11 protein-coding genes are annotated in these 10,857 nt (G+C 60.5%); 8 read left to right on the top strand and 3 right to left on the bottom strand.

All coding sequences use genetic code 11. From position 1 onward, the window contains the following. Positions 1 to 851, bottom strand: an 851-nt coding sequence (locus J4E58_RS22920) for an AraC family transcriptional regulator (protein ID WP_207255331.1), incomplete at its 3' end; no start/stop codon positions are given. A 167-nt stretch (positions 852 to 1,018) separates the two neighbouring features. Between J4E58_RS22920 and J4E58_RS22915 the strand changes: the two genes are divergently transcribed. From J4E58_RS22915 to J4E58_RS22890, 6 genes are all read left to right on the top strand, one after another. Next, positions 1,019 to 2,068 (top strand): NAD(P)-dependent alcohol dehydrogenase, encoded by a 1,050-nt coding sequence (locus J4E58_RS22915; protein WP_087092142.1) that lies wholly within the window; start codon positions 1,019 to 1,021, stop codon positions 2,066 to 2,068. 288 nt (positions 2,069 to 2,356) lie between these two features. Next, entirely contained in the window at positions 2,357 to 3,568 is a 1,212-nt protein-coding gene (locus J4E58_RS22910; protein ID WP_087092143.1) for an MFS transporter, read from the top strand. Positions 3,569 to 3,953: 385 nt separating this feature from the next. Then, a complete protein-coding gene (locus tag J4E58_RS22905) occupies positions 3,954 to 4,262 on the top strand; it encodes a hypothetical protein (protein ID WP_087092144.1) in 309 nt (102 codons plus the stop codon). Between the two features lie 53 nt (positions 4,263 to 4,315). Then, the gene (locus J4E58_RS22900) at positions 4,316 to 4,693 is read left to right on the top strand and encodes a cytochrome c (protein WP_087092145.1); all 378 of its coding nucleotides are present in this window, start codon (positions 4,316 to 4,318) and stop codon (positions 4,691 to 4,693) included. Between the two features lie 39 nt (positions 4,694 to 4,732). Continuing rightward, positions 4,733 to 5,119 (top strand): hypothetical protein, encoded by a 387-nt coding sequence (locus J4E58_RS22895; protein ID WP_087092146.1) that lies wholly within the window; start codon positions 4,733 to 4,735, stop codon positions 5,117 to 5,119. 220 nt (positions 5,120 to 5,339) lie between these two features. Further along, positions 5,340 to 5,822 (top strand): DUF4265 domain-containing protein, encoded by a 483-nt coding sequence (locus tag J4E58_RS22890; RefSeq protein WP_087092147.1) that lies wholly within the window; start codon positions 5,340 to 5,342, stop codon positions 5,820 to 5,822. 19 nt (positions 5,823 to 5,841) lie between these two features. Here the strand turns inward: J4E58_RS22890 and J4E58_RS22885 are convergent, their stop codons facing one another. After that, positions 5,842 to 6,858: a GlxA family transcriptional regulator gene (locus J4E58_RS22885; protein WP_087092148.1), complete on the bottom strand. Its 1,017-nt coding sequence runs from the start codon at positions 6,856 to 6,858 to the stop codon at positions 5,842 to 5,844. Positions 6,859 to 7,286: 428 nt separating this feature from the next. Here J4E58_RS22885 and J4E58_RS22880 point away from each other — a divergent pair, with 428 nt between their 5' ends. Then, positions 7,287 to 9,041 (top strand): dipeptidase, encoded by a 1,755-nt coding sequence (locus J4E58_RS22880; RefSeq protein WP_087092149.1) that lies wholly within the window; start codon positions 7,287 to 7,289, stop codon positions 9,039 to 9,041. An 89-nt stretch (positions 9,042 to 9,130) separates the two neighbouring features. Here the strand turns inward: J4E58_RS22880 and J4E58_RS22875 are convergent, their stop codons facing one another. Then, a complete protein-coding gene (locus J4E58_RS22875) occupies positions 9,131 to 10,096 on the bottom strand; it encodes a fimbrial protein (protein ID WP_256583249.1) in 966 nt (321 codons plus the stop codon). A 211-nt stretch (positions 10,097 to 10,307) separates the two neighbouring features. Here J4E58_RS22875 and J4E58_RS22870 point away from each other — a divergent pair, with 211 nt between their 5' ends. Beyond that, entirely contained in the window at positions 10,308 to 10,772 is a 465-nt protein-coding gene (locus J4E58_RS22870; protein ID WP_087092151.1) for a VOC family protein, read from the top strand. Positions 10,773 to 10,857 lie beyond the last annotated feature (85 nt).

Below are 10,857 nucleotides of genomic sequence, written 5' to 3'. Positions count from 1 at the left end.
TACTCCCGACTGAACTGCGACGGGCTTTCATAGCCGACCTTGAAGGCGGCGCTGGAGACGTCCAGCTGTTCGTTCATCATCAGGCGCCTGGCTTCGGTCAGGCGTAGCCATTTCTGGTATTGCAACGGGCTCATGGCGGTGAGTTGGCGGAAGTGGTGGTGAAAGGTCGGCGTGCTCATCTGCACCCGGGCGGCGAGTTCATCGACCCGCAGTTGCGCGGTGTAATTCAGTTTCAGCCAATCGATGGCCCTGGCGATGCGGTGGCCCTGGCCGTCGACGGAGGCGATCTGCCGCAGCCGCGCCGACTGGTCGCTCAGCAGCAAGCGGTAGTGGATCTCGCGCTGGATCAGCGGCGCCAGCACCGGGATGGCTTCGGGCTCGTCCAGCAACTCCAGCAGGCGCACGAACGAGGTCAGCATGGCCGGCGTCGCGGTGCCGATGCCCACGCCCTTGCCTGTGCCTCGATCGCGAGGTTGCAGCAGCCCGCCCTGGGCGGCCAGCTCCGCCAGCATCCGTGGATCGAGCTTGAAGCCCAGCCCCAGGCAGGGTTGTTCCAGGCTGGCCGCCGTCACCTCGGAATTGGCCGGCAGGTCCAGTGAGGTCACGAGAAAGCGCGAGGGGTCGTACGGGTAGGCTTCGCCGCCGACCCACAGCTGTTTCGCCCCCTGAGCGACGAGGATGATGCTCGGCTCGACCATGCACACGGAGGGCGGCGAAGGGATCTCGCGGCGAAAGAAGCCAAGACCGGGGATCGCTGTCGAGCAGTCTCCCGAGTGTTTGATCCAGGCGCCAATGAGGCGCGCGAGGGTTTCCTGGGGCGCCTGGGCGCGGGTGTCGTGTGGGCGTGTCATGTCGGTATGGACCCTCCTTGCCAGACGTTAACCCGGCCCCGGTGCCGCTCCTACCGAAAAAACCAAAGTCCAGAGAATCAGGCAAGAATTCCAGCGAAATGCACTACTGGCCGCCTGCACCTGCCCGGGAAAATGGCCATCCAACGTAACGCAGGATGGAGTGTGCAATGTTAGTCAACGCCTATGGCGCCCATGCGGGCAACCAACCTCTGGAACCACTGCAGATTACCCGTCGTGCCCCCGGCGCCCATGACGTGCAGATCGACATCGCCTTCTGCGGCATCTGCCACTCGGACCTGCACCAGGTGCGCGCCGAGTGGCATGGCACGCAGTTTCCCTGCGTGCCCGGCCACGAGATCGTCGGCCGGGTCGCGGCGGTCGGCGCCCATGTGCACGGCTTCCGCCCGGGCGACCTGGTGGGCATCGGCTGCATCGTCGACAGCTGCAAGCACTGCGCCGACTGCGAGGACGGCCTGGAGAACTACTGCGACGGCATGATCGGCACCTACAACTTCCCGACGCCGGACGCCCCGGGCTGGACCCTGGGCGGCTACTCGCAACAGATCGTGGTCCACGAACGCTACGTGCTGCGCATCCGCCACCCCGAGGAGCAATTGGCCGCCGTCGCGCCGCTGCTGTGCGCGGGCATCACCACCTATTCGCCGCTGCGCCACTGGAAGGTCGGGCCAGGCAAGAAGGTCGGCGTGGTCGGTATCGGTGGCCTGGGCCACATGGGCATCAAGCTGGCCCATGCCCTGGGCGCGTATGTGGTGGCGTTCACCACCTCCGACTCCAAGCGCGAGGCCGCTCGCCAGCTGGGCGCCGACGAAGTGGTGGTGTCGCGCAATGCCGAGGAAATGGCCGCCCACGCCAAGAGCTTCGACCTGATCCTCAACACCGTGGCCGCGCCCCACGATCTCGACGCCTTCCTGATGCTGCTCAAGCGCGACGGCGGCATGACCCTGGTGGGCGCCCCGGCGACTCCGCATGCCTCGCCCAATGTGTTCAACCTGATCATGAAGCGCCGGACCCTCGCCGGCTCGATGATCGGCGGCATTGCCGAGACCCAGGAGATGCTCGATTTCTGTGCCGAGCACGGCATCGTCGCCGACATCGAGCTGGTGCGCGCGGACCAGATCAATGAGTCCTACGAACGCATGCTCAAGGGCGACGTCAAGTACCGCTTCGTCATCGACAACGCCACCCTGGCGGGCTGAGCGCGGTAAGCGCCTGATCCCGCTCATGCAGAACAACCTCTGGTAGTCCGTTGGGTGCCCGGCTTGGGCACCCTTCGCTTCGCGGCACCGAATCCGGTGTCGCGTTTTCCTTCTGCCGCGACCGGAGCCGCTCCAGCACCGGGCCGGCCCCGATCGCCATTCACGCGCCGGCCCGGTCTTCCACCGGCGGCGTGCACCTATATTTATGCATCGAAGCGTCCGCAGACCCAGCCGGCAACGCCCGGCGGTCAGCACGGACGCTTCCAGCCACACAGGAAACCTGTCGCCATGACCGCTACTTCTCACGCCGAGTCGCCCGCCCCCCGACACACCTGGGGCGCCGTGCTGGCCATGGCCCTCGCCGCCTTTGCCCTGGTGGCCTCCGAGTTCATGCCGGTCAGCCTGCTGACCCCGATCGCGGCCGATCTGCAGGTCAGCGAGGGGCAAGCCGGCCAGGGTATTTCCGTCTCCGGGCTGTTTGCCCTGTTCACCAGCCTGGCGATCGCCTCGGTGGCGGCCCGGGTCGAGCGCAAGCGGCTGCTGCTGTCCCTGACCCTGCTGATGATCGTCTCCGGAACCGTGGTGGCGTTCGCCCCGGACTACTTGACCTTCATGGCCGGTCGCGCGCTGATCGGCGTGGCCATCGGCGGTTTCTGGTCGTTGTCGGCGGCCACGGCCATGCGCCTGGTACCCGAGGACCAGGTGCCGCGCGCCCTGGCCATCGTCAATGGCGGCAACGCCCTGGCGACCGTGATCGCGGCGCCCCTGGGCAGCTTCCTGGGTTCCCTGATCGGCTGGCGCGGGGCGTTCTTCTGCGTGGTGCCGGTGGCCGCCCTTGCCGCCGTCTGGCTGCTGGCCAGCCTGCCATCGCTGAAAGCGCAGCCGGCCGCCGGCACCGGCAATGTCTTCAGCCTGATGAAAAGAATGCCGGTGGCCCTGGGCATGCTCGCGGTCAGCCTGTTTTTCATGGGCCAGTTCATGCTGTTCACCTACCTGCGGCCCTTCCTGGAGACGGTCACCCAGGTCAGTGTCACCACCCTGTCGCTGATGTTGCTGGTGATCGGCCTGGCCGGCCTGGCGGGCACCTTCCTGATCGAAGCCTTCCTGAAAAGCGCCCTGTATCGCACGCTGATCATCATCCCGCTGATGATGGCGGCGATCGCCATGGCCCTGGTGGCGTTTGGCGCCTCGGTGTCGGTCACCACGGTCTTGCTGGGCCTCTGGGGCCTGGTGGCGACCGCCGCTCCGGTCGCCTGGTGGACCTGGCTGACCCGGGCACTGCCGGACGATGCGGAAGCCGGCGGCGGATTGATGGTGGCGATCGTCCAGCTGGCGATTGCCGCGGGCGCCACGTTGGGCGGCCTGGCCTTCGACCTGAGCGGTTATCGGGCGACCTTCGAACTGAGCGCGGCACTGCTGGTGGTAGCCGCCGTGCTGGCGGTACTGGCCGCCCGCGCCGCCACGCGCAAGCCTTTCATGGCAGCGACCATGGCGGCGTGAGCGGTGGTGGGCGTTAACCCAACCGACAGCACAGGGCCGGGTGTCAGCGCGCGCTGTCGATAATCTGGCCGCCGTCAGGCGCTGAATAAGGCTGTCCATCTAAAGAGTCGTCTTTGACAACGACCTTTGCCTTGGTTTAAAAGCGCAGCCTCTCGATAACGATTAAATCCATGTCATTTACAGGCATAAAAAAGCAATATGCTCGACCCTCAAGAAGTCGAAGACATTGAGTCTCTCGAGTCACAATTGCTTGACAAGGGAATTTCAATTAATGACAGGGTGCGTCACCCTGCAAATCTTTTGCTTGAGCTTATCCAGAATGGAAAACCAAAAACATTCCCGATAAAAAACTTCAAGAGATGGTTTTCTAGAGGCACTGCTTAATATGCAAAAAGACATCTGTAAAAAATACGGACTGCCCGTACTTCCTCCAGACGAAATGGTCGCCATCGCGATTGCCACGCTGGGCAAGTCACCTATTTATGGCGCACGCATTTCGCTGCCGGAGGGGGGGAATGTCAGTTGGTTTATTCACTGCGGAGAACATTCGAGCGCTGATGATTTTTATCAAGCGGTTCACACTGAGCATCTCAGTGAAATGCTGCCACAGGTGCTGAATTACCTCTGTCTGCCCGCTGGCGCCAAGTTCATCATCGATAACCAAGGCTACGAAGATGTCTGGATGGAAGGCTGACAAGCGTTTGCCCTCGATTCAGATCTGAGTGACACAACAAGGACGTATGAAAAATGAAAGTAAAGGTATTGCTCATCGCTTCGCTAGGCGCTCTGTCGCTCACTCAAACATCACTGTCCTTCGCCGACAATAATGGGAAAAATCTCTATACACAGCGATGTGCCGTGTGCCACGGAGCCGATATCAAAGGAACCGGACCACTGGCCAATAAAAGCAACCCTCCAACACCTGACCTTACAACCCCCGTTTTCAAGAAACGGCTCAACGATTATCCGGGCGTTATCGTGTCATCGATAATACTTCGCCCAAATGGCGACCTGATTCCAAGAACCTTGCGGGAGAATGGCGTAAAGATACCGCCGCACGCCTGGAGCATTAAGGACCTGCGCGATTTGAATCAATACATGAACAGTGTGATTTCAAAAAATTGATGATCCTCAGCCAGTCGACCTATCGCGGGCACATCGCTAATGAATAATCTCGGCTTAAATTCCCCCGCTACAAAACAGCAGGCTTATGCCATCACTCAAAAATTCGTAGACACTATCAATCTGCGAGACGCCAAGGCTTTATGGCTTGAATTCGGTATTTCCAACGCCGTGGCCGAGGAAATTCACGAGTCTATCGATGAGTATTTCGAACAAGGTACGAAGCTATCCCTTGCTCCAGAAGAGCATGCCTTTGATATCAAAGAACACCAAAGACCTTTCATTGATATGTATGAAACAAATGACAAAACCGTAGGACTGGAGTGCATTCTCTTTGCAAATGGCAGCCCCGGAGAAGCCATACTTCACACAGAAATATCTGCGAGCGAAGGCCGCATTCAACTCCACTACAAATATATTGGCTCCTAGGCTCTGTACGAAAAGTCGGCGAGCGAAGGTCAGGCAAGGCAAAAACAGGCGAGGAAGCGGAGTTTAGGGGCCTAAATGAGCATTCCGAGCCTGTTTTTAACGCAGCATGGCCGAGCGCAGCCACTTTTCGTACAGAGCCTAGAGCCACCCTGGCAACCCTTGCGCCAGAAGCCTACCAACATGGATGTGTGCATTGAGCGGAACAGCTACGGAGCCGCATATGAACGATAAAGAAATCCCTGTTCTGATTCAGGTTTATGTCACAGATGATGACGGCCCGTTTTTTGAAGAACTGCCCGCTCGCAAGATTGATCAGGATATTTACGAGCTGCTCTCCTCTCCTGGCATCGCGCTGAACCTGGCACGAGGAGATATTGTTTCAATCAAAGACAGAGAAGCACCTGCCGTCGTCCTGAAACGAGGTGGGAACTTCTGCATCCAGATCTATGCAGACTCTATTCCTCAAGAAGAAATAGCCTGGCTGGAAAACGGTGTAGCTTGTGAGCTGGGTGGAACCCTGGACGGTGTATTTGAGGGAAACCTGTCATTCGCGGTTCCGGCGCGCAATGTGCTGGAGAAGATCAACGACTTCTTTAACAAGTTCCAAGATAGAGCAGGGATTCAGTGGTACTACGCCAACATCTATAAAAACCTGGATGATGACGAGGATGAAACACTTTTATATTGGTGGCTCGAAAGCTGATAGATACTGACGTCTTCGATCATTTCACCAGGCGCTTTTCCTTCGACGGCCGATAGCCGAAATACGAGCTGTAGCACTTGCTGAAATGGCTCGGCGAGACGAAGCCGCAGGCCACCAGCACCTCGACCTGGGACAGCTCGGTGTGCTGCAGCAATCGACGCGCTTCGGTGATGCGCAATTCCAGGTAGTAGCGCTGCGGGGTGGTGCCCAACTGCTCCTTGAACAAGCGCTCGATCTGCCGCCGGGAACGCCCGGCATACTCCGCCAGCTGGTCCATTTGCAGCGGTTCCTCGAGGTTGGCGTCCATCAGGTTGACCACCTCGCGCAAGGGCGCGCTCAACGACACATGCATCGTCGGCTTGATGCGCCGGTAGCGGGATTCCTCGAACGACAGGATGTCCTCGATGCCCTCGACCAGCGCCTTGCCGTGCAGCCCCTTGATCCACTCCAGGGCCATATGGAAGGCGCCGGCGGGACTGGACGCCGTGAGCCGGTCGCGGTCCACCACAAAGGCCTCGCTGGTGACATGGGTGACCTTGGAAATCTCCGCCAGCGCCGGACGATGCTCCGGGTGGATCGCACAGCGGTAGCCTTCGAGCAGCCCCGCGACGCCGAGGAACCAGGCCCCGTTCCACAACCCGGCCAGGGTGATGCCCAGCTCGGCGGCGGTTTTCAGCAGACTGCTCAGCCGGGGATCGGCCTTGAGCTCCGTGCGATAGCCGCCGCAGATCACCAGCAGATCGAGGTCCTTGAGCGCCGACGCGGTCAGGCGCGCATCGGGGCGGATCACCAGCCCGAGGTCGCTGGTGACCTCGCCGTCCTGCAAGCCAAAAGTCGTTGAGGAGAACAAGGCGGGACGCAGCAGGTTGGCGGTGACGACGGTATCCAGGGCCTGGGTGAAGGCTGGCAACGAGAAGTGCTCGAGCAGCAGGAAGCCCGCCCGCGCATGGGCCGCGGGCGCCACCCGCGCCTCTTCCAGGTAACGCAGGTTCTTGCCCTTCATGCCGCCACTGAAATCCCGTCGTTCAACCGCCATACGCCCTCGCCTGTCTTACCCGACCCAATGCGGTTTCAGTGTAAATCACCGGAGAAACCCGGCACTGCCCACACCAAGAAACCTGCCCGGACGCCAGCGCCAACAACGCCGCCGAGGCCTGCCGTGTCAACCTCGCAGGCGTTACCGGGCGACGGGATTCTACTGCCCCGCAGGCCCACAGGGGCAGAAAATATCGGCCAGGGCGCGGCCTTAAAAAAACGGCCGCCAAGCCTCGAGTTTGAGCCCTGCGTGCCGGCTAAAAAGCAGCCGATCTGCCAGGCGCCCCGGGGCCGTTTTTTTTCGTTTCTGCGCCGCTTTTGCATTTCTGTGCGACAGATCCCACTTCGGGGGCTCCCGTACCCTTCCCTTGTGGTGTTAGGTTGGGAGGTCAGATATTTCCTAACAATCTGCAAGGAACGCCTCCCGCAATGGACTTCTCCCTCAAGCAACTGGCCGCGGCCACCCTGGTGCTGGCCAGCCTGTCAGCCTTCACCACCGCCGCCCACGCCAACATCACCCCGCAGCAGAACGCGGCGATTCTCAAGAGCTTCGCCGATGCCTCGGTCACGGATTTCCGCCAGTTCCTCGGCACCTTGAGCAAAAATGAGGCGGCCAAGAGCGAGGTGGTCAAAGAAGCCAACCTCGGCCCGGCCATCAATGCCTTCCTCGACAACAAGGCGCTTTCCGCCGAGCAGCAGAACGAGATCCATCGCCTGCTGGGCCTCTATGCGCGGGTGAAGTACGGCAAGGCCGCCACCGAAACCCTGCGCGAGCTGGTGGCCATCCCCACCGTGCGCGTCGATGGCGTGCCGCAGCACGAGAACCCCGAGTTCCTCAAGATCGCCGACAAGATCAAGGCCCTGGCCCAGGCCTTCGACCTGAACTTTCGCAACATCGACAACCGCGTCTACGAGATCTCCCTGGAAGGCAGCGGCAAAGAAGTGGTGGGCATCCACGCCCATGCCGACGTGGTGCCGGTGACGCCGGAGAACTGGGTGCTGCAGGACGGCACCAAGCTCGACCCGTTCAAGGTCACCCTGGTCGGCGACCGCATGTACGGCCGCGGCACCGAGGACGACAAGAACGGCATAGTCGTGGCCCTGTACGCCATGAAGATCATCAAGGAAGAGAAGCTGCCCCTGGCGCGCAACTTCAAGCTGCTGGTGGACACCACCGAGGAAACCAGCGGCGACGCGATTCCCTACTACTTCGAACGCAACCCGACGCCCAACTACAACCTGGCGCTGGATGGCGGCTACCCGGTGGTGATCGCCGAGAAAGGCTACGGCACCGTCATGGCCAGCTTCCCGCGGCGTGCCGCCGAGGGCAAAGGCGCGGAGATCGTCTCGATGACCGGCGGCCTGGCCACCAACCAGATCCCCGGCGCCTCGGTCGCCACCCTGGTGACCGACCAGCCCGCCGAACTGGCGGCCAGCCTGCAGAAGGCCGGCGCCGAATACGCCAAGGCCCACGGCGGCGACTTCAGCGTGGCCGCCAAGGTCGCAGGCAAGGACGTCAAGCTGACGGTCACCGGCGTGTCCGCCCACTCCTCCGAGCCCGAGTCCGGGGTCAACCCGGTGGCGCGCATGCTCGACTTCATCAACGGCCTCGACGGCAAGGTCGCGCTCAAGCACAACCCGATCACCGACGCGGCACGTTATGCCGCCGACAACTGGGGCCTGGACTACCTGGGCAACAAGCTGGGGGTCGGTTTCGCCGATGACTTCATGGGCCCGCTGACCACCTCCCTGACCTATGTCGGCCAGGACGAAAAAGCCTTCAAGCTGGCGGTCAACCTGCGCGTGCCCAAGGGCAAGACCCCGGAGGTGCTGAAAAAGGAAATTGCCGACAAGCTGGCTGCCTGGAGCAAGCAGAACCAGGTCGCGGTGAACTTCGACTATTCGATCGCCGAGCCGATGTACCGCAACCCCGAGGGTGAATGGGTCAAGGCGCTGCTGGCGGTGGCCAGCGAAAACCTTGGCATGAAGCACGAGTTCGGCACCTCCGCCGGCGCCACCTCGGTGCATGAACTGCCCAACGGCGTGCAATTCGGCCTGGCCCGTCCCGAGGTCAAGTACACCGGCCACAACGACAACGAGTTCAAGACCGTCGAGCAGTTCCAGCTGGACCTGCAGATCGTCACCGAGATGTTCGGTCGCATCGGCCAGTTGCCGAAACTCTGAGTCGATGCGCTGCGGCAACGCGGCTGATAGGCACAAAAAAGCCACTGATTGAGTGGCTTTTTTTGTGCATCCCAGGGCGGGAAACGCGATCAGTTGTATTCCAGTACATAGGTCAGCGTTGCATCAGCCTTGCCGGCGACGACTTCTGCGCCTGTAGTGACGTAGCGTGCCTTTGCGGCAAAGCGGTACTTCTCGTTGCCAGGGCCGCTGGCCTGCCAATCCAGGGCCACCGCCTTGGCTTTGCTGAAGGGGAGTGCCACGTTTTTGTCGCTAGTCAGCGAGATGGCAACGCCTTTGGCGATGCCAGGCTGTCCGACACCGTTCAGATTCAACAAGCCATCACGAACGGATTTGCCCTCGAAGTAGACCTTCACCGGTGGCTTGACCGTGGGATTGAGGCCTTCGCAAACGACATCCAGGGCGAATGGAAAGTCCTGGACCGACCCGCGTTTTACTTGCTCTGCCGCAGGACGCCCCATATTGACCTCGGTACTGTTCTTGGGTGTGTAGCAAGTGGTGAAGAAGGCATTATGTTCAAACCTGGTTTTAAGGCCCGTACCTTCGATGGGGAAAACCGCTCGTGCCGGAGTGTTGTAATTGGTGTCAATAAAAAAATTGGTCTTGTAGTTGAAGGAAGGCATGTCTCCCTTTCCGACACCAATATCTGTACGCACAAACTCTATCGACACTATTTCGGGGAAATAAACCAACATCCCAGTTCCGAGACTCCAAGTAAAAGGTGGATAACTGGCCTCGCCCCAGTTCAAGGAGGAACGGTGCCCAATGCGAATGCCTATCCCCTGAACACCAGAATCATAGAGCCCTTGACTACTCCTTGATGCAAGGCTGGTAGTCACTTGGGTCATTCCGAGTTGATCCGATCTCAGGCACGCCCACCCTCCAGAACGGCGTCCGGCCGCTACTTCGTAGGACGCCATTACCCCGCCAATAGGGGCGTACTTCAAGGTTGTAATGCTGGGAAGACTGGCAATGATCGACGGGTTGGCCGGTGCAGATTCAGGTTTAGAACAACTTGCGTAGGCGGAAGCTCCCATGATGCATTCCAGGACCAATGCAAGCAGCCCAGCCTGTCGTAGCGTTTTCAAAAACGTTTCCCCTCGATCCGAGCTCAAAAGTGCCGTTGCCGCTTCCCTTGGTGGGAGTCGGCGTGAGGCCGGCAGTCTAGGCTCGACAACTGCTGGGGTTGAATCAGAGGATTCTCAAAATCGGTGCAGCACCTGCTGCCTTTTTCGTCAGGAGAAGCCATTGAAATTAAAGTTCAGCCACGTGGATGTGCTCGTCAAAGACCTCGAGCAAGCGTGTGCGTATTACGCCCGGGTCTTCAGCGCAAGGATTTCCAGGACCCTGGATTGGCAGCGCGACGGTCTGCATGTGCGTTATGCGATCGTCAGGTTTGGCACGGAACGGCTGATGCTGGTGCAACCCTTTGCCGGAAATCTCAAGGCGCTGATGGACAGCAACGGCGAAGGCACGATCTACCGTCACTGCTATAGCACCCCGGACATCGAGGCCGCCTACGACGAGTTGCTGGCCGCGGGGGTCCAGCCGGAAGACGAGAACGGCAACCCCCTGTCGCGCGACAACCTCCAGTCTCCCTGCGGCACACGCATCCTCTGGCTACCGAAACGCTTCGGGCATTTCTCCATCGAGCTGCTTGAAGAGGCGGAGCTGGAGGCCTTCATCGAGGAAGCATTCGCCGAGGACAGGTAAGGCGCCAGCGCTCTCACGTTTCTCCTGCCGCATAGGCTGAAACTCCCAGACCGCCTGGGAGTATCGGCCAATGCGCAACCTCCTG

The organism is Pseudomonas sp. FW305-25, from assembly GCF_017351415.1.
Taxonomy (GTDB): Bacteria; Pseudomonadota; Gammaproteobacteria; order Pseudomonadales; family Pseudomonadaceae; genus Aquipseudomonas; species Aquipseudomonas chlororaphis.
This window is presented reverse-complemented; position numbering and strand designations above follow the sequence as displayed.